The sequence below is a fragment of the Aequorivita todarodis genome (assembly GCF_028561335.1).
GTDB classification, from domain to species: Bacteria; Bacteroidota; Bacteroidia; order Flavobacteriales; family Flavobacteriaceae; genus Aequorivita; species Aequorivita todarodis.
The window spans coordinates 226,314-245,350 of sequence record NZ_JAQQTG010000020.1; the positions used below are offsets into that span (position 1 = coordinate 226,314).

The window sequence follows — 19,037 nt, forward strand, 5'->3', positions numbered from 1 at the left end:
AAAAAGTTGCATCCATTCTTGGTTCATATTTCTTTGTTCTCTCATCTTTATTCTGTTCTCTGTATTCTACTTAAACCGATACGTCAACGACATTCCGTACTGCGGTTTGGCGTTAAATTGGTTATAATCAAAATTGGGTTGCAGCGAAAGGTCCTCGCTTACTTCATATTGCCGTAAATGCGCATCCACATTGGCATCAACTACATTTAATAAATAAAAAGCAACCGTAACGATAATACTGATGCTCTTGTTTTTTTGGGCAGATTTTTGGGCATTTATCAAACGGTCGTCCGAGATTCCCTGAAACTCATCATCTGTATATCCCGCCAATCTTCTTTTATAAGCATTTCGAAAACGGTCGTAATCATCATCCTGCTGTTTGTAAAAGTAGATTCCGGCCGCCATTCCTGCGTAAATGATTGGGATTTTCCAATATTTTTTATTGTAAACCTGTCCAAGCCCGGGAACCACTGCGGAATAAAAAGCAGCCTTTGCCGGAGCCAAGGGGTTGTATTCTTCCTTTGGAAGAAGCGAATCGCTCACCACAATTACCCTTTCTTCCTTTTTTACAGTCAAAGAATCGGAAGTCTGCGCAAACAGTGCTGTGGCGAAGATTGAAAAAAAAATATTTAGGAACTTACTTTTCACTTTTGATCAGCTTCAAAATGCGCTCGAAGTCTTCTTTGTTCTTAAAAGGAACCACAAGCTGCCCTTTTCCCGATTTAGAAACCTTGACCTCTACCGAAGTCTCAAAAAGATCGGTCAATTCTTTCTTTGCCTTTTTGGCGAAAGGGGGCGCAGTCGCTTTTTGTGGCTTCGCTTTTTCTTCAGGGTTTTTATAGCCCCGTACCAAAGCCTCGGTATCGCGAACCGAGAGGCTTTGGCTTAAAATTTTTTCGTAAATATCAAGCTGGTCACTATTATCTTCAACATTTATCAATGCACGGCCGTGGCCCATCGTGATGAAGCCGTCGCGCATTCCTGTTTGGATGATGGGGTCCAATTTCAGCAAACGCAGATAGTTGGCGATCGTGGAACGGTTTTTCCCTACCCTGTCGCTCAGTTCCTCTTGGGTTACGTTTATTTCCTCGATCAACCGTTGGTAGGAAAGCGCGATTTCAATGGGATCCAAATCCTGCCGTTGGATGTTTTCCACCAAAGCCATTTCTAGGGATTCCTGATCGTTTGCAATACGAATATAGGCTGGAATAGTCTCCAAACCGACCAATTTTGAAGCGCGAAAACGGCGTTCGCCACTTACCAATTGATATTTGTTGAAATCCAGTTTTCGAACCGTGATGGGCTGGATAACGCCCAATTCCTTAATGGACGAGGCCAATTCACGAAGCGATTCTTCGTTAAAACTGGTTCGCGGCTGAAATGGATTTACTTCAATACTGCCCAATTCCAGCTCTACAATGCTGCCCACAACCTTGTCGGCATTTTTGTCTGCAACTGATTTTATATCGTTGGACGGGTCTTTCAAAAGTGCTGAAAGTCCGCGGCCCAAGGCTTGTTTTTTGGTCGCTTTCGCCATTTATTCTTTTTCGTTTTTCTGAATTAATTCGTGCGCCAGACTTAAATAATTGTCGGCGCCTTTACTCGCGGCATCGTAACTGATAATGCTTTCGCCATAGCTGGGCGCTTCACTTAAACGCACGTTTCGCTGAATGATTGTTTCAAAAACCATTTCGTCAAAATGCTTCTTCACTTCATCCACCACTTGGTTTGAAAGGCGTAGTCGCTGGTCGTACATAGTCAACAACAGACCTTCAATATCGAGGTTTACGTTGTGAATTTTTTGGACACTTTTAATGGTGTTCAAAAGCTTCCCAAGCCCTTCCAAGGCGAAATATTCACACTGAATTGGAATAATTACCGAATCTGCCGCAGTAAGGGCATTCAACGTAAGCAATCCCAGCGATGGCGCGCAATCAATCAGGATATAATCGTAATCTGCCTTTAGGCCATTGATGGCCTTTTTCAGCATATATTCGCGGTTTTCCACATCTACCAATTCAATCTCGATAGCAACCAAATCTATGTGTGAGGGTATTAGGTCTAAGTTGGGTGAATTTGTGGAAACGATGGCTTCCCTTGCGCTGGCGCTGTGCTCAAGCAATTGGTAGGTTCCCACTTCAACACTTTCCACATCAATGCCCAAACCTGAGGTGGCATTGGCTTGTGGATCTGCATCTATGAGTAAAACCTTCTTCTCCAAAACGCCCAATGCGGCCGCTAAATTTACTGAGGTCGTGGTCTTTCCGACGCCTCCTTTTTGGTTTGCAATTGCAATAATTTTACCCATTAATTTGCTTAAGATTTTAGTGGTTAAAAGTACAATTATTTATGTGGATAGAAAATTGTATTTGTTAACAGGAAGTAAACATTACCCCCTCCGTCAAAACAAACCGTTTCTGCCATAAACAGAAACGGTTTGTTTTGCCACCTCTCCCTGAAAAAGGGGGAGGAACTTTTGGGGAAATTCCAAATAATATTCAATTAGCAAAATTCAAAGCTAATAACACGTGCCATTTTTTTGGAATTTGGTGCTTGTAATTTGGAATTTCTTTATTTGGTTTTTTTAGATCGGATCATCTCCTCCAGCATATCCCACATCTGTTGGGGAACTTCTTCTAAAAGATTCATCTGTCCCGCTCCTTTCAGCCATTCGCCGCCGTCAATAACCACTACTTCACCGTTGATGTATGCCGAAAAATCGGAAACTAAATATGCGGCGAGGTTAGCGAGTTCCTGATGTTCGCCCACGCGTTTTACGGGAACTTTTTTCGCGGGATCGAACTTTTCCTTTAAATCGCCCGGCAGCAGTCTGTCCCAAGCACCTTTTGTAGGGAAGGGTCCCGGGGCAATGGCGTTAAAGCGGATGCCGTATTTTGCCCATTCCACAGCTAATGAACGCGTCATTGCCAATACGCCGGCTTTTGCCGTGGCACTGGGCACAACATAAGCAGAGCCTGTAAAAGCGTAGGTTGTAACGATATTTAAAACGGTTTTGTTCTCTTCTTTTTTATCTATCCAATGTTTTCCAAAGGCGAGGGTACAATTTTTAGTTCCTTTTAAAACGATGTCAATGATGGTATCAAAAGCATTTGCGGAAAGCCGTTCGGTGGGCGAAATGAAGTTGCCAGCAGCATTGTTCAGCAAAACATCCACGGTGCCAAATTCTTTCACAGAGGCTTCCACCATTGCTTCCACTTCGTCGTAATTGCGCACATCGCATTGTACGGGTAAAACTTTTCCGCCCGTTTGTTTTTCAAGCTCCTCTTTTACGGTTTGTAGTTTTTCAAGGTTTCGGGAAGTGATTACTACATTGGCGCCGAGCTCCAAAAAGTAGGTCGTCATTGCTTTTCCAAGGCCGCTGCCGCCGCCGGTTACTACTATCGTCTTTCCTTTTAGCGCGTCGTCGCGAAGCATTTTTGCTGTGTGGTCCATATTTTATGTGTTATTACGCAAAGATACGCAGAGAGGCGCAGAGTTGCACGGAGAATTCACTCTAAATAAACATTCAAAAAGACAGGTTTTATTTATTCAGATTTCCAAAGCAGTTTCTGTGCGGTGCCGTGATCACCCAGCTGATAAACGCGCAACGATGCAGCTTTAAATTTAATCGGTTTAAAAACATTTTCCGCCAAGCTGTCCAACACAATTTTCTGGGCAACCCCAAGACTGATGTGCGGATCGAAATTTTCATAACTGTATTTGTCCACAAATTTTGGAACATAAGCAACGGTAGATTCACTAATGGGGCTGCCGTCGGGGTTTTGAATGAATGATGCTTCGGAGCCGTTCTTCACTATAAACGGTTTTACCAGTGCAATCGTTTTCTCGTGAAGTTTCAATAATTGCCCACTTTTTCCAACGGAAATCATTGCGAAACTTTCTGCTTCGGCGTTATTATAGGAAATACTTTCGGCACTTAAACTGTCCTTTGCAATTGTTTGGAACAAACCCTCCAGAACTTTCTTCACTTTTGGCAAATCTTCTTGATTTATAAAACACTGCAAAAGCGTGATGTGCGGCACGTGGTTTTCGTCGAGCTTGATGGTTTTGGGATTGTTTTGATTTATCAGTGAATTCAACTGAAGCGATTGTGCATACATTTCTTCCGAAGGAATTAAAAGCACATCTATCGCGATTGTATTTTGCTTTTTTGGTGCGCACGAAAAAATGCCCAAACCAATAGCCAGAACAATTATATATTTCCCCATTCTTAAAACCGCTTTATTTTACAATCATTTTTATGGTTTGGGAAGTAACGTTATTGTCCAATTTCAACAAATAAATTCCACTTGCAAGATTGTGGCCCCAGGTAATATTTTGCTGTGGTAAGCTCCAGGTCTGCTCCATCAATTTCTGACCGGAAATGCTGAAAACCGAAGTTGTCAATTTATTGTTTGAAGCATGCTTCGGAATTGCTATAACGATGTTGTTTGAGACCGGATTTTGCGAAAGCACGAATTGATTGTCCAAATGGTTTTCTGAAATTCCTATCGTTCCATTTCTAATTTCATCCAAAGCAAACTGGGCGCTTGCTGCGGTAACGGTTACGTGGTCTTCATTTTCGTTGGGAATGTAAAAATTGACAAAGGGCGAATTGGCCAAATTGGGTATGGCGAACCAATCGGGGTCGTCAATCGCCAAAGCGCTCATGGTTGGAACGAAGGAATACAAATCCTGTTGCAGGGCATTGATGAAATCTATCAAAACCTGATTGCCGCCACCATCGCCAAGGGCATCGCTGATGCTACCCGTTCCGCCGGGGGCACTGTCAACGCCATCGCTGGTACCTGTAGCTTGCGAAATAGTCTGGTATGTATTTATGGGAATACCAAAAAAGTTGACGGTTACATCGGTAACCGTATTGGTTTGGTTGGCGGCTGGTGTAAACTTTAGCGCCACGTCCACATCGGTGGTTGCGTCTATGGTAAGATTGGTATCAATCACCGTAATTCCCGGGCTTCCTGTGGTAGTACCGTTTCCGGCGCCATTGATCATTGTTACGTTTCTTACGTTGCTTGGGAAACCCAAGGCGTCCAGTTCTGCCTGAAACTGGTCTCTAAAACCCGGAGCGCCCAAGGGCAAGAGTTTGGTGGGGTCTTGTTCGTAGTCTGATCCTGCCAATAAATGCCCCAGCAGATGGTCCACGAGCATTTCCTTGGCGGCTGGCGAATTCAACAACTGGTCCACAACCTGTTGTGCTGTGGGATCGCCCACCTGTACTGCGAAATAGTTTATTAAATACTGAAGGCTTATCGGGATGTTTGCGCCGCGGTGGGGGGAATCAAACGAAAGGTACAATCGTGTTTCGGAATCAAGACTGTTGTCCTCCATATAAGCCAAGGCATAGCGGGCAATAAGGCCACCCATACTTGGACCGAGGACTACGAGTTCTTCATTGCCCACTTTGTCTGCGTTTAATTTCTGGATCATTGCAACCAAGACCATGGCGTTGCGCTGAATGTAGTCCGCACCGCCGTCTATGTCTTTTCCGCCTGTGTTGTATAATGGTGCGTTAAGGATGACGATATCAAACCCTTCATCGCGGAGGATGTCCGCAAGATTTTGGCCGTCAAAACTTAAGCTGGCGTAAAGTCCGCCGATATCGCGAGAATCGCCCGGGTCAAAGCCATCGAGAACGAGTATGGGCTTGTCCAGCACGCCATCTACATTATCCAAATAGATTTCGTATTCCCCTTGCCCAAAATAGGCTTGGGTTTCGTCATAACCTTGGTAAGCGATAGTCGCGGTAATGGTTTCGACCACCGTGCTTTCAGGGTATATTGCGTTTTCAGGAATATTTTGAAAACGTATTTGGGCGAAGGTCAGCTGGGCAGTAAAAATTAAAAGCAGGATGTAAAGGTTTTTCATTGGGTATTGTTTTGGTTTTGATTTGGAAAGGTAGTGAAAATTTAGTTTTCGGTTTTGGCGAATTCAGAGCGCATCATACAAATAGCATTACCGTTATTTTTTGTGGAATATACTTTCGTATCTTTGGAAAAAGGCTTGATTATGACCACAAAAGAAGAAATTTTGAAAATTTTGAAATCAAACCAATCAAAGTTTGTGGAGTTTGGTATTCAGAATATTGGGTTGTTCGGTTCCTACGGGCGTGGGGAGCAATCCAATGCAAGCGATATTGACTTTTTAATCGATTTTGAGCCCAAACACGAAAATTTCGACAATTTAATGAAGGTATATGATTTTTTGGAGGAATTGTTCCCAAATGAAAAAATCGAAATAATTACCAAAAATGGATTGAGTCCGCATATCGGCCCCCATATTTTAAACGAAGTACAGTATGCATAATAACACCACGGAATTTCTTAAGCATATTTTGGATGAGTGTCGGTACATTATTTCGGTTACAGAAAATTGTAGCTATGAACAATTTTTGGAGGATGAAACTCTGAAACGGGCCATTGTAAGGAGTTTAGAAATCATAGGCGAAGCAACCAAAAAAATTCCAGCCGATTTCAAACTAAAATGGAATTCCATTGAATGGAAAAACATGGCTGGTATGCGCGACCGATTGATTCACGATTATATGGGAGTCAATTACATTATTGTCTGGGATGTAGTGAAAAATAAAATTCCAAAACTCACGCTACAACTGCAACAAGTTCTCGAATAGTTTTCAAAGAAAACCTTAAAACCTCAAAAACCACCGCATCAATTTCAATCGCAAAGGTGTATGCGGATAGTATCGAATAGAAGGGTCCAACCAAGTAGGCTTGTCCATAACACTTTTGTAATGCGTAAAGGCCCTAAAGCCCGCCTCGCCGTGGTAATTGCCGATGCCGCTTTGGCCCACGCCGCCAAAAGGCAGGTTCGAATTGCTGATGTGCATTACCGTTTCATTAATTGCGCCGCCTCCAAAGGAAATCTCTTTTAATACTTTCTTCTTTATGGAACTACTTTTTGTAAAGAGATAACAAGACAACGGTTTGGGAAGACTATTCACTTTAGCAATAGCCTCTTCAATAGTTTCATAAGTGAGTACAGGCAGGATGGGGCCAAAAATTTCCTCTTGCATCACCGCATCATCCATAGTCACGTTTTTTAGAATAGTGGGCTGGATGTAACGGGTTTCTTTGTGGGTTTGGCCGCCATAATATATTTTTTCGGGATTGAGCATTTTGATAAGCCGCTCAAAATTATCGTTATTGATTATTTGAAGATAATTATCATTTTCAAAAGCAAAGTGCTGGCTTATGATTTCCTCTTTTGCCCGTTCGAGAAATTTCTGTTCGATGCTTTTGTGGACGAGGATATAGTCTGGGGCAATACAGGTTTGGCCTGCGTTCAGAAATTTCCCCCAAACCAGTCGTCTTACCGAAACTTTCAGATTGCAGTTTTCAGTAACTATTGCGGGGCTTTTACCACCTAATTCTAAAGTTACGGGCGTGAGGTTTTCTGCTGCGGCCTTATAAACTATCTTGCCTACTTTGGTGCTACCGGTAAAAAATATTTTGTCGAATTTCTGCTTTAAAAGTTCTTGGGTCTCTTGTACTCCACCTTCAACTACCGTGAAAAAAGCTGGGTCAAAATTTTCCTTTACAATTTTCGCCATTGCGGCGGCAGTGTTTGAGGGAAGTTCGCTGGGTTTTAGTATTACCGTGTTCCCCGCGGCAATGGCTGCAATTACCGGGGCGAAGGAAAGTTGGTATGGATAATTCCAAGCGCCAATCACAAGACACACGCCCAAAGGCTCCGGAATGATGTAGCTGGAAGCCGGAAAATTTAGAATCCCCGTAGAAACGGGCTTGGTGCGTGTCCATTTAAAAATATTGCTCCGTGCTTCCTTAATATCCTTGAAAAGCAGGGAAAGCTCGGTAGTGTAATTATCAAACTCTGACTTTTTAAAATCGTTGTAAATAGCTTCGTGAAGCAGGGACTCATTTTGTTGTAATGCCTGTTGAAGAATTTTTAATTGCTTTCTTCTAAAGTGAAGGTTTTTGGTGGCGTGAGTGTTGAAGAAGTTGCGCTGCCGGTTGACGATTTCATTCATAGTTTTGTTGTAATTTTACTCCTATCGTGAACATCCCCCTAGCCCCCTTCAAAGGGGGAATTGATTCTGACTTAATTCGTGAAGCGTCAAAAAAAATAAATTTCAAAATTATTTATCCCTATTCAAAATCTTGTATTCCTCATAACAGCCGCTGATGGCATCGAGAATCTGCAGATCGTTGGCGGTGCGGATAAAGTCTTTGGAAAAACTGCACTTGTTTAATATTTCGTCAATATCTGCACGCTCCAATTGGAGGACGGCCATTAAGGTTTCGCGATCGTATTTGCTTTGAAGGAGGTTTCGTATTTCGTCGTCTTCCTTCATTTGTCGTAGTTTTCGCATCTGTTTCGGTCGTTTTCCGAAGACGTTATAGAGAAAATCGGCAGGATTGAAAATAGAACTTAACACCTTACTTACCGCCCCCGGCTGATTGCTGCCGCCTTCGTAGCCGGTATTCAATCCCGAAATTCTGTACCGGTAATTATCGTAAATAGGGATGAGTTTGGCGTCAATTTCAACATAACCCGTTAGCTGTACGGGCTTGATTACTACTTCTTCCAAAGCGATGCCCAACTCGGTCATTTTTACCTTTATATCGCCAAACCTAAGCCAGTCATTGGTCACCCGAACACGCAGCGACTTGAAACCGAGGTACGAAAAATAAAGCGTGTCATTAACGGCAGCCCTTATGGCAAACTCTCCTTTTTCGTTGGTAGTGGTACCTATAACCTGGTTAAGGTTCACGATGTTTACGTTTTCCAAAAGATTATCGTTGGCATCGTTCATCACGGTACCTTTGATTATCGTATTTTCCTGGGCAAAGGAAATTGCGGCAACAAAAAGAAGGGCAAAAAGTAGGACGTGTTTTTTCATATTGTGAATTAATATACGGAAAAATTTCACTGGGAGGAAATGTTCCGCTCTTTTTCAATTTTAGCTTTTAGATTTTCTTTTACCCCGCCAAACCATTCATCCTTTAAAATACTCAGCACGATGCTGTCCCTTCTTCCTTCGGGTGCGGCGCAATTGCTTCGCAAAATGCCTTCCACAGTGCAGCCGATGCTTTTCATGGCGGCGATGCTTCTTTCATTGTTTGCATCTGCACGAAACTCTACACGGTCTATGCCAAGTTTTTCAAAAGCGAATTCGAGCATCAGCATTTTGCATTGCTTGTTTAGTCCGGTGCCCTGAAATTCCTTTCCGTACCAAGTATAGCCCAACTGGACTGTGTTGTGGTTTTTTTGAAAATCGTAGAAGCGGGTGCTGCCCGCAATCTGCTGGGTGCGCTTGTCAAAAACAATAAAGGGGTATGCCGTTTCATCTTTTCTTCCCTGTAAGGCCATTTCCACATAAACTTTTAAATTTTCAGGACTGTTGGCGGGCTGAAGGGAATATCTCCAGAGCTCGGGCTGCTGTTCGGAAAAATGCAAGAGTCTGTCAATATCGGAATGATGCAAAGGATTGAGCCGCACTGCATCGTTTTCCAATATGTATTCCTGCAGAAAATTGAAGGTTTGCATAAGCATAAAAAAATACGGGCCTCGTTCTTAAAGGCCCGTAAATATAATTATATCGACGTTAAAGTGATGCTAAAGTTTTAAACATGCTGGGTGCTGGGTGCGGGGTGCTGGGTGCGGGGTGACCGATGACGGGTGTTGGATGATGATAAGAAACAACTGAACCCAGAAATATAAACGTCTCGGCTTATCAACCCGTCAGCATTACTCCCAGTCCTTAAGGAAGAGCCTTGCTCGCACCCTTTAGGGCTGGGGGCAATTGTCTATCATAATTTTAAGCCCTAAACTCCGCAACTCATAACTCATAACTCATAACTCATAACTCATAACTCATAACTCATAACTCATAAAAAACTATCCCTTTCTTCTGCGTCTTCCGCCTGTGCCTTTTGCATCTGGGCGCGGGGCTCCCCTACGGCTTTTTCCTTTGAATTTTGGTTTATCTCCTCCATCAAAACCACCGCTGCGTTTTTTGAAACCACCTTTTCTTCCGCCGCCATCGCCACGGTCGTTTCTGTCGCCTCTTCTTTTGCCGCGATCACGACTGCCACCACCGCTTCTGCCTTTGCTGCGACCGGTATCTTTGGAAATTTCAATATTTATCTGGCGGCCATCAAGTTTGAAATCATTGAAAATGCCCATTACCAATTCCTGATGTGTGGTATCGGTATTGAAAAAAGAGAAACTGTCCTTTACGTCAACTTTATAAACATCCTCTTTGCCCAATTGAAGCAAATCGCGGAGGAAATCCTTTAGGCTCATCCAATCGAAATCGTCTTTTGAACCTATGTTGATGAAATAGCGGGTACTGTCCTTTGCGTCTTCATCAGAAAAATTGCGTTCCCCAGAAATATTGAGGTCTTTGCTGTTTTTGTAATAATTCAAGAAACGTGTAAATTCTACGGAAAACACTTTTTTGATGAGCTCTTCCTTTGAAAAATCTGCCAATACTTCGTTTATATTTGGAAGATAGGCGTTTATTTCAGGGTTTATTTTCGCATCCTTAATATTGTTTGCCAAGTGGAACATTTGTACTTCACAGATTTCCATTCCCGAAGGTATTTCCTTGGCAATGAATTTCTTTTGGATCATTTTTTCAATCGTGTGAATTTTTCGCACTTCACTTTTTGAAACAATCACCATGGAAATACCCGTTTTTCCAGCCCGTCCGGTACGGCCACTACGGTGGGTATAGGTTTCTATTTCGTCTGGCAGTTGGTAGTTAATTACGTGCGTAATATCGTCCACGTCAATGCCCCGGGCGGCAACATCGGTTGCTACCAGCATCTGTATTTGGCGATTTCGGAACGACTTCATTACCGTATCGCGTTGGCTCTGGCTCAAATCGCCGTGAATGGCCGCGGCGTTGTAACCGTCTTCAATAAGCTGTTCGGCAACTTTTTGGGTGTCGCGTTTTGTTCTACAGAAAATCACGGAAAAGATTTCAGGATTTGCATCTGCCAAACGCTTCAAGGCGTTGTAGCGGTCGCGGGCGTTTACCAGATAATATTCGTGCGAAACTTGGTCGGAACCAACGTTTTTGGTACCCACGGTAATTTCCACGGGCGTGTGCATAAATTTCTTTGCGATCGTGGAAACCTCCTTCGGCATCGTCGCGCTGAAAAGCCAAGTGCTTTTCTCTTTTGGCGAATGTGAAAGAATTTCGGTGATGTCCTCGTAAAAGCCCATGTTGAGCATTTCGTCGGCTTCATCGAGCACGCAGTATTCTATTTTTGAAATATCAATCAGACCACGACCTATCATATCTTTCATTCGGCCCGGGGTTGCCACGATAATCTGTGAACCCTTTTTAATTTGGCGCGCCTGATCGGTAATGCTTGCCCCACCATACACTGCGGTAACGTTAAGGCCCGGCATATACTTGCCGTAGGCGATCATTTCATTTGTAATCTGAAGGCACAGTTCGCGGGTGGGCGAAAGGATAAGTCCTTGGGTAGTGCGACTGTTTACGTCAATTTTTTGCAACATGGGGAAACCAAATGCTGCGGTTTTACCGGTTCCGGTCTGGGCCAGGGAAACCATGTCGGTCTCGCGTTCCAAAAGGATTGGGATTGCTTTTTCCTGTACTTCCGAAGGGGTTTCAAAACCCATGTCGGCGATGGCTTTTAGAAGATTTTCTTCCAAGCCGAGTGCTTTAAATGCTGTCATTTTATGTATTAAAATTTTTATATGTGTGCTAATGGGAAGCTACTGGACATATAAAAAACGGACAGCTTCACTATAACACTCCTCACCCTGAGGATTTTTCCTGAAAACCAAAAGCTTCTGGCGATTGATTTTTTTCAAGGGCGCAAAAGTAGTGTTTTATTTATGATATACGATGTACGATTGTAGATTTTTTTTGATTATTGAGTCCGGAGGAAATCGTCCATAAAAATTCAAAGAAACAGGAACTATCATTTAATACACCCAATGGATAGTGGAACTATTTTTTTACAATTTTAACGACCTGTATATTTGTATCGGAAATTACTTTTATTATATAAATGCCAGAAGAATATTTGCTGTAATCAATAGCCACCGATTGTTGATGATAAGAATTACGCTCAATAAGCTGACTTCCAATATTATAAACTTCAACGCTATAAATAACAAGAGGTGAAGTAATATTTAATATATCAGTTACTGGATTAGGATGAACGGCTATGCCTACGGATGGATTTTCTGATACATTTAGCACGGTTAAGTTCTCGTACCAAGCAATTTTATAATCTGCAATAGAAGCTGAGAGTACATCATTGTCTCCATCATTATCAATATCCGCAGCATATACAGAACGTGGATTGTCAGTAAGTGTTGTAATGACTTTTTCTGTACTAAAAGTTCCCAGACCATCTGTATTTTCAAACCAAACTACTTTGTCATCGGTTCCAGAGGCAGATAGCACATCTACATCGCCATCATTATCTAAATCTATCGAAAACACCATATAAGGCGTAATAAGGGTGGAGGTAATAATTTGTTGAGGGCCAAAAGTAGCTAAGCCGTCTGTATTCTCAAACCAAGATAGCCTATCTCCTCCAAACTCCGCTGCAAGTACATCATTATCATCATCACCATCTATATCTATTGCAAAAACCGAAACAAAGCCTCCAAAATCCGAGGTTTCAACAATGAGTTGATCGGGACCAAAAGTTCCCAATCCATCCAGATTCTCGTACCAATACAAGCGTTTGTTTCCAGAAGAGGTTGCCACCAAATCTATATCCAAGTCCCCATCGAGATCTGATGCGTAAACTGAAAACCCAGAAAGGGCAGAATTAGTAACAACCTGTTTTGGACCAAAATCTCCAAGACCGTTGGTATTTTCAAACCAAATGATGGCATTTTCCCCACGAGAAGAAACAACAACATCCTCATCGCCGTCACCATCTATATCGGCTGTAATAATTTCACTTGGCAAAATAGTGGAGGCGTCAATAATACGCTGTGGACTAAAGCTACCTAATCCGTCCAAATTTTCAAACCAAACTACCAAATCTCCAAAACCCGATATCCCCAAAATATCCATATCCCAATCTCCATCCAAATCGGCAGCAGCCACATACACCGTTTGGTCTAATGAAGTTGTAATCATTTGCTGAGGCCCAAAAGCACCAAGCCCATCCAAGTTTTCCTGCCAAGCAATGGTATCGCTTCCCCTAGAAGCTGAGGCAATATCCATATCCCCATCGCCATCAATATCTACCGCAATAACCAATTCAACTCCAATAGCCTCCGTAGTAATAACTTGCTGTGGTCCAAACTGAGCAGAGGCTACTATGCACAAAAAACACAAAAGAATAGAAAAATAACTCCTCATTGCTTAGGTTTTTAGTTATTCTCCTTATAAATTACAGTTTCTTCGTTAGATCCATCTATAAAAACTTTTTCAATTTTGTACAAGCCTTGTTGCAAAGTATTAATTAAATTAGGGTTGTTTATTCCTAAAGAATCTTGTGGCGTTACCGTAATATTGGAGTTAAATACATCATCGTTAAACTTGGTAATACTTCCTCCGCTGGGAGTACGATTAAAGTTATCATAACATCTCTCAACTTGAGTATCCTGAAAGGCAATATCAACTTCTTCGATATTAATTGCCGAGTGGTTAGGGTGAAAAATTGTTGCGTAATTTGTTTCATTTGGGCTCACATATTTTAAAACTCTAGCAACATTATAGTTAAAAGGAGTGCCATAAGGAGCAGGTTGCGGGCAATTGCAATTACATTCCACAAAACGATATTCAAAACCAGGTTGAAATAATGGTATATGCTCCGGTAAGGTAGGACCGGCATTATAATAGGTTCCTTTATAGGGCTCATAAAGTGACGCTATATCTGTTTCAACTGGGCCAAAAACAGCAGGGTTATCATTTATCGTCTGCCAAACCCGAACTTTTTGTCCAACTGTAAAACTATCGGGACACGGGCTGCTCCATGGAATATAGCTCATCATAGTTCTTACGGTATTTTCGAAAATAACGAAAATCTCTTTATAATAATTGGATCTGTTTTCAAGTTTAAAAATTTTTACATTGGTTAGTCATTAGTTAGGAGTTTATACTTCTAAAGTAAGGAATTTTATTCTATCAAGCTAAACTTTTACATATCGTTGATCAATCAGAGAGGTAATCAATCAACTGCCGCATCGCCTTTCCACGGTGGCCTATTTCGCTTTTTTGGGTGAGGGTCATTTCGGCGAAGGTTTTATCGAAGCCTTTGGGTTGAAAGATTGGGTCGTAACCAAAGCCTGAATCGCCCCGGGGTTCTTTGATTATTTCACCTTCGCAGATTCCGAGAAACATAATCTCTTCGTGTTCCATATTCAAGGCAATTGCAGTTTTGAATCTTGCCGAGCGGTCTTCTTTGCCTTCCAAATTTTTCAGCAGTTTTTTAATATTCGCGGTTGAATCGTGCGAAACTCCCGCATAACGGGCGCTGTAAACTCCCGGCTCGTTGTTTAGGGCTTTTACTTCCAGCCCGGTATCATCCGCAAAACAGTTTAAATTGTATTTATTGCGAACGTAATTCGCCTTTAAAATTGCGTTGCCCTCAATGGTGTCTGCCGTTTCGGCAATGTCTTCGTCACAACCAATATCATCTAAACTAAGTAATTCAATATGGTTCGGAAGCATAGCTTTTACTTCTGCGAATTTGTTTTGGTTGTGGGTGGCGAAGACGAGTTTCATATTTATTTCCCGCGAAGGCGGGAATCTTTTTTAAGGGTTAGATTTTGATTTGCGATTTACGATTGTCGATTGTCTAACTTTTGAACATTGAATTTTGAATTTTTATTTGTTATTTGGTGCTTGTGATTTGGAATTTTCAAGATAATACCTTTCAATTATTTCTTCCGAAGATTTAATCGTTTTCTTCATCCACTCCATTTCAATCTCCAGTTTCTCGGATTCGGAAAGTTGCCAGTTTACTTTATGCTGCTTCATTTTTGAAACAACGCTTTGCAAAATAATCGCTGCGGAAACCGAGATGTTCAAACTTTCGGTAAACCCGTACATCGGGATTTTTAAAAAACCATCGGCGGCGTTCATTACCGTATCGCTGAGGCCGTCGCTCTCCTTTCCGAAGAAAAAGGCGCTCTTTTTTGAAACGTCAAATTCGTGCAACAAGGTCGAAGCATCGTGCGGTGTGGTGGCAATAATTTGATAGCCCGAACCCCTAAGATTTTTAATACAATCGGTGATGGAGTGGTACCGCTTCAAACTTACCCATTTCTGCGCGCCCATGGCAATTTCCTTATCCACGCGCTTTCCCAGGCGTTCTTCCACCACGTGCAAATCCTGAATGCCAAAAACATCGCAGGTACGCATTACCGCGCTGGTGTTGTGGAGCTGGTACACGTCTTCGGTTGCCACGGTAAAATGACGGGTTCGTTCGGAAAGCACTTTTTGGAAAAGGTCTTTTCTGCGCTCCGTGAGGTAGGTTTGTAGGTATTTTAGTAATTCTAAATCCAAGGTTGGAGAGAGTTATTGGGTTATTGAGTTATTCAGTTATTGAGTTATTTGTTAAGAGTTAAGTGTTAAGTGTTAAGCGTTATTCGTTAATCGTTAATCGTCAATATCTTCGATTTGGCTAAGATAAAAGTTATTGATTTAATAGTTCCTTTTTAAAAACGGCAATTATGAATAACTTAGTAACCAAATAACTTAGTTATGAAAATAGCAGTATTGACAGGCGCCGGGGTGAGCGCGGAAAGTGGCATAAAAACATTTCGGGACAGTGATGGGCTTTGGGAAGGCCACGACGTGATGGAGGTTGCCTCGCCAGAAGGCTTTAAGAGAAACCCGGAAGTGGTACTCGATTTTTACAACCAGCGCCGAAGACAGCTTTTAACCGTGCAACCAAACGCCGCGCACAGAGTCTTGGCAGCACTTGAAAAAACGCACGAGGTAACTATCATTACCCAAAATGTGGACGATCTGCACGAACGGGCGGGCAGCACTAATGTAATACATCTTCACGGAGAATTGCTGAAAGTGCGCAGCACCTTTGATGAAGATTTGGTTTTAGACTGGAAAGAGGACTTGAACTTGGGAGATTTCTGTGAAAACAACCACCAACTGCGCCCCCACATTGTCTGGTTTGGCGAAATGGTCCCGATGATTGAGGTTGCGGCCGATGTTGTAGCGCAAGTCGATTCGATTATTATTGTGGGAACCTCGATGCAGGTATATCCCGCGGCGGGATTGGTACAGTATGCCAAACCGGATGCACATATTTATTTTGTGGATCCCAAACCTTCCATTTCAGAGAGTAAAAGAATAACGGTTTTTACCGAAAAAGCTTCCACCGGTGTACCAAAGGTTGTAGCACTTTTAAAATAGAAATTGTATGCTTCCCGAAGATTTAAAAGCGAAATTGGCCGAGGTTGACAGCAGCCGACAAAAAAGACAGGAGATCGCTTCATGGATTGTCAAAAAGCCCCGTTACGTTCGGGAAACACTGCAATGGTGTTTTACGGAGGAAAGTGAACTGCTGGTACAGGCTGCGTGGGAATTGGAACTGATTTGTGAGCGCAGGCCCGAACTTTTTTTGAAATATATGAACCTATTTTTTGAAAGACTTCCCACAATAAAAAATGATTCGGCGCTTCGTTCCTGTGCTAAGATCTGTGAAATGCTCTGCCATTTCCACTACATGGAAACACTCGATATGTTTTCCGAAATCTTAAATGAAGAGGAACGAAAAACTATTACCGAATGCTGTTTTGATTGGCTCATCACGGACCAAAAAGTGGCCTGCCAGGCACCGGCTATGGAATGCCTCTATTATTTGGGATGGGACGAAGACAAGCAATGGATTTATCCTGAACTAAAGAACATTCTTACCGAAAATGCTCCCAATAAAAGTGCCGGCTATCAAGCAAGGGCGCGAAAAATACTGAAACAGATTTCCTGAAATTGAAAAGCGCTTTTGTTAAAATATATTTAACCAATAATTGAAACAAGGGATATTTCTTTAGTTTTATGATAATAAACCTCTAAGATTCCATAACAACCTAACAAATAGCGCTATGAAAAATTATCTTTTAATTTTTGCAATTCTTGGTACAATTTCAATCACTTCCTGTAAAAATGAAACAAAAAAAGAGAACTCCGAAGGGATGGCGCCCCAACAAGCGGATATCGTGGAAAGCGACGTGAATTCCCCCGAAATAGCTTGCTATCGGTACGTTTCAAAAAAAGACACCGTGTTGCTCCAAATGGAAAAGATGAACGATGAGGTAGCAGGTACCTTAAGCTATAATTATTTTGAAAAGGACAAAAGCGACGGTACGTTTGAAGGAAAAATGGTTGGCGACACACTTTTTGCAGATTATACCTTCGGTTCGGAAGGCACTCTTTCAGTTCGTGAAGTTATGTTTTTGAAAAAAGGAAACAAGCTCGTGGAAGGTTTTGGGGAAGTGGAAGCAGGAGATGGCAAAATGAAATTCAAAAACAATACAGAATTCACTCTTAATGACGCAATGCCTTTGGAAGAAATAAATTGTGATGAAAATTAAATAACAAACCTAATTTTCGGGGCCCGATCATCTTGGTTGGGCTTTTTTTGTCGTAAATCCCCCTTACAATTGGCGTATTTACACTTCAATTTTCACAAGAAAGGTCTCTAAATTTGTAAGGAATACAAAATACGACAGCAACATTAAAAACCTAAAAACTATGACAACAGAATATTGGCTCAACCTTCCCATAAAAGATATAAAGCGATCTAAAAAGTTTTTTACCGAAATAGGTTTCTCCTTCAAAATTGAACGCGAGACCGAGACAATGACGGCACTATTGGTAGGAAAAGCAACCATGCCGATTATGTTTTTTGAAGAGAAAATGTTTGAAGGGGTTATTCAGAACAAGATTTCAGACACTTCAAAAGGAACTGAAATGATGATTTCCTTTAATGCCGAAAGCAAAAAGGAAGTGGATGAAATGGCAAAAAAAGTAGAAAGCGCTGGCGGCGATGTTTTCAGTAAACCCCAAGAAATACAAGGCTGGATGTACGGTTTTGCTTTTAGTGATTTGGATGGCCATCGTTGGAATATGCTTTATATGGATATGGAAAAAATGCCGAAGTAATGCAAAATTCAAATCCTAAAAACACGGATGAATACATAAGCCCGTTTCCGAAAAAAGTTGGTGATATTCTGAAACGTTTACGCAAAACAATAAAGCGAGCAGCACCTACGGGCGTGGAAACAATGAGTTATGGAATGCCGGCTTTTAAATTGAAGGGGAAACCCCTGGTTTATTTTGCGGGCTATAAAAACCATATTGGGTTTTACGCGCTTCCCTCGGGAAATGAGGCTTTTCAAAAAGAACTTTTAAATTACAAAACCGGGAAAGGCTCTATTCAATTTCCTATTAGTGAAGAAATTCCCTGGAAACTGATTCGTGATATTGTAAAATTTAGAACGAAGGAAATTGAAGAAAATTCAGAAAATAAAAGAACTTTCAGAAAAATAAATTTTAAAATCATGTTACAAAATTCAGAGGCGTTCAGCGGCTATTCCGTAAAAGATATTGAAAAGGCAAAAAAATTTTATGAAAATTTGCTTGGTCTTAAAGTAAAAGATAATCCAATGGGGCATTTGGAACTCCATTTCCAAAATGGGCATAGTGTTATTCTTTACCCCAAAAACGATCACGAAACCGCCACGTTCACAGTTCTTAATTTTCCTGTAAAAAATATTGAAAATACAGTAGATAAACTTATCGAGAAAGGAATAGCATTTCTTCAATACGAAGAGCCAATAAAAACAGATGATAAAGGGATTTGCTGGAGCGACAAAGGCCCAGACATTGCTTGGTTTAAAGATCCGGCAGGAAATATATTATCGGTTTTAGAAGAATAGTTATCGATTGAATTTATAATACTCCAAATAAGGATGTGGTGTTTTGTTGATTGAATGAACAACGGCATCCATCCCCATAACGCTGAAGGTAATGCCATTGCCGCCAAAACCTAAAATATAAT

Annotated in this window: 21 protein-coding genes; 7 read left to right on the forward strand and 14 right to left on the reverse strand. The window is 41.7% G+C overall.

Annotated features, from left to right (window positions below):
- Nucleotides 1-66: 66 nt before the first annotated feature.
- From POV26_RS10285 to POV26_RS10310, 6 genes are all read right to left on the reverse strand, one after another.
- A complete protein-coding gene (locus tag POV26_RS10285) occupies nt 67-648 on the reverse strand; it encodes a DUF5683 domain-containing protein (RefSeq protein WP_272856383.1) in 582 nt (193 codons plus the stop codon).
- Nucleotides 638-1,537, reverse strand: coding sequence for a ParB/RepB/Spo0J family partition protein (locus POV26_RS10290; protein WP_272856384.1), 900 nt, complete (start codon nt 1,535-1,537; stop codon nt 638-640). Before POV26_RS10290 ends, POV26_RS10285 begins: the two co-directional genes overlap by 11 nt.
- On the reverse strand, nt 1,538-2,308 hold the full coding sequence (locus POV26_RS10295; protein ID WP_272856385.1) for a ParA family protein: 771 nt from the start codon (nt 2,306-2,308) through the stop codon (nt 1,538-1,540).
- A 263-nt stretch (nt 2,309-2,571) separates the two neighbouring features.
- Nucleotides 2,572-3,453 carry an SDR family oxidoreductase gene (locus POV26_RS10300; RefSeq protein WP_272856386.1) on the reverse strand — a complete coding sequence of 294 codons (882 nt, stop codon included), beginning with the start codon at nt 3,451-3,453 and terminating at the stop codon, nt 2,572-2,574.
- Between the two features lie 92 nt (nt 3,454-3,545).
- Complete coding sequence (locus tag POV26_RS10305; RefSeq protein ID WP_272856387.1) at nt 3,546-4,229, reverse strand: 2'-5' RNA ligase family protein; 684 nt, start codon at nt 4,227-4,229, stop codon at nt 3,546-3,548.
- A gap of 13 nt (nt 4,230-4,242) precedes the next feature.
- Nucleotides 4,243-5,889 (reverse strand): T9SS type A sorting domain-containing protein, encoded by a 1,647-nt coding sequence (locus POV26_RS10310; protein ID WP_272856388.1) that lies wholly within the window; start codon nt 5,887-5,889, stop codon nt 4,243-4,245.
- A gap of 54 nt (nt 5,890-5,943) precedes the next feature.
- Between POV26_RS10310 and POV26_RS10315 the strand changes: the two genes are divergently transcribed.
- Complete coding sequence (locus POV26_RS10315; protein WP_272856389.1) at nt 5,944-6,327, forward strand: nucleotidyltransferase family protein; 384 nt, start codon at nt 5,944-5,946, stop codon at nt 6,325-6,327.
- Nucleotides 6,320-6,652 carry a HepT-like ribonuclease domain-containing protein gene (locus POV26_RS10320; RefSeq protein ID WP_272856390.1) on the forward strand — a complete coding sequence of 111 codons (333 nt, stop codon included), beginning with the start codon at nt 6,320-6,322 and terminating at the stop codon, nt 6,650-6,652. The genes POV26_RS10315 and POV26_RS10320 overlap by 8 nt, the downstream gene beginning before the upstream one ends.
- 15 nt (nt 6,653-6,667) lie before the next feature.
- Here the strand turns inward: POV26_RS10320 and POV26_RS10325 are convergent, their stop codons facing one another.
- The 8 genes from POV26_RS10325 to POV26_RS10360 form a co-directional block, all read right to left on the reverse strand.
- The gene (locus tag POV26_RS10325) at nt 6,668-8,029 is read right to left on the reverse strand and encodes an aldehyde dehydrogenase (RefSeq protein ID WP_272856391.1); all 1,362 of its coding nucleotides are present in this window, start codon (nt 8,027-8,029) and stop codon (nt 6,668-6,670) included.
- Between the two features lie 108 nt (nt 8,030-8,137).
- Complete coding sequence (locus POV26_RS10330; RefSeq protein WP_272856392.1) at nt 8,138-8,902, reverse strand: carboxypeptidase-like regulatory domain-containing protein; 765 nt, start codon at nt 8,900-8,902, stop codon at nt 8,138-8,140.
- Nucleotides 8,903-8,928: 26 nt separating this feature from the next.
- The gene (locus POV26_RS10335; RefSeq protein WP_272856393.1) at nt 8,929-9,549 is read right to left on the reverse strand and encodes a GNAT family N-acetyltransferase; all 621 of its coding nucleotides are present in this window, start codon (nt 9,547-9,549) and stop codon (nt 8,929-8,931) included.
- Nucleotides 9,550-9,900: 351 nt separating this feature from the next.
- Entirely contained in the window at nt 9,901-11,715 is a 1,815-nt protein-coding gene (locus POV26_RS10340) for a DEAD/DEAH box helicase (RefSeq protein ID WP_272856394.1), read from the reverse strand.
- Nucleotides 11,716-11,992: 277 nt separating this feature from the next.
- Nucleotides 11,993-13,369 carry a T9SS type A sorting domain-containing protein gene (locus POV26_RS10345; protein WP_272856395.1) on the reverse strand — a complete coding sequence of 459 codons (1,377 nt, stop codon included), beginning with the start codon at nt 13,367-13,369 and terminating at the stop codon, nt 11,993-11,995.
- A gap of 11 nt (nt 13,370-13,380) precedes the next feature.
- Nucleotides 13,381-14,004, reverse strand: a complete 624-nt coding sequence (locus POV26_RS10350) for a hypothetical protein (protein ID WP_272856396.1) — start codon at nt 14,002-14,004, stop codon at nt 13,381-13,383.
- Nucleotides 14,005-14,164: 160 nt separating this feature from the next.
- A complete protein-coding gene (locus tag POV26_RS10355) occupies nt 14,165-14,737 on the reverse strand; it encodes a non-canonical purine NTP diphosphatase (RefSeq protein WP_272856397.1) in 573 nt (190 codons plus the stop codon).
- 102 nt (nt 14,738-14,839) lie between these two features.
- Complete coding sequence (locus tag POV26_RS10360; protein ID WP_272856398.1) at nt 14,840-15,520, reverse strand: TrmH family RNA methyltransferase; 681 nt, start codon at nt 15,518-15,520, stop codon at nt 14,840-14,842.
- A 198-nt stretch (nt 15,521-15,718) separates the two neighbouring features.
- Here POV26_RS10360 and POV26_RS10365 point away from each other — a divergent pair, with 198 nt between their 5' ends.
- The 5 genes from POV26_RS10365 (at nt 15,719) to POV26_RS10385 (ending at nt 18,915) form a co-directional block, all read left to right on the forward strand.
- Nucleotides 15,719-16,390, forward strand: coding sequence for an SIR2 family NAD-dependent protein deacylase (locus tag POV26_RS10365; protein ID WP_272856399.1), 672 nt, complete (start codon nt 15,719-15,721; stop codon nt 16,388-16,390).
- Nucleotides 16,391-16,397: 7 nt separating this feature from the next.
- Nucleotides 16,398-16,964: a hypothetical protein gene (locus POV26_RS10370; RefSeq protein ID WP_272856400.1), complete on the forward strand. Its 567-nt coding sequence runs from the start codon at nt 16,398-16,400 to the stop codon at nt 16,962-16,964.
- A 115-nt stretch (nt 16,965-17,079) separates the two neighbouring features.
- The gene (locus POV26_RS10375; protein ID WP_272856401.1) at nt 17,080-17,568 is read left to right on the forward strand and encodes a hypothetical protein; all 489 of its coding nucleotides are present in this window, start codon (nt 17,080-17,082) and stop codon (nt 17,566-17,568) included.
- Nucleotides 17,569-17,728: 160 nt separating this feature from the next.
- Nucleotides 17,729-18,139: a VOC family protein gene (locus POV26_RS10380; protein ID WP_272856402.1), complete on the forward strand. Its 411-nt coding sequence runs from the start codon at nt 17,729-17,731 to the stop codon at nt 18,137-18,139.
- A complete protein-coding gene (locus tag POV26_RS10385; protein WP_272856403.1) occupies nt 18,139-18,915 on the forward strand; it encodes a DUF1801 domain-containing protein in 777 nt (258 codons plus the stop codon). The genes POV26_RS10380 and POV26_RS10385 overlap by 1 nt, the downstream gene beginning before the upstream one ends.
- The last annotated feature ends 122 nt before the right edge of the window (nt 18,916-19,037 follow it).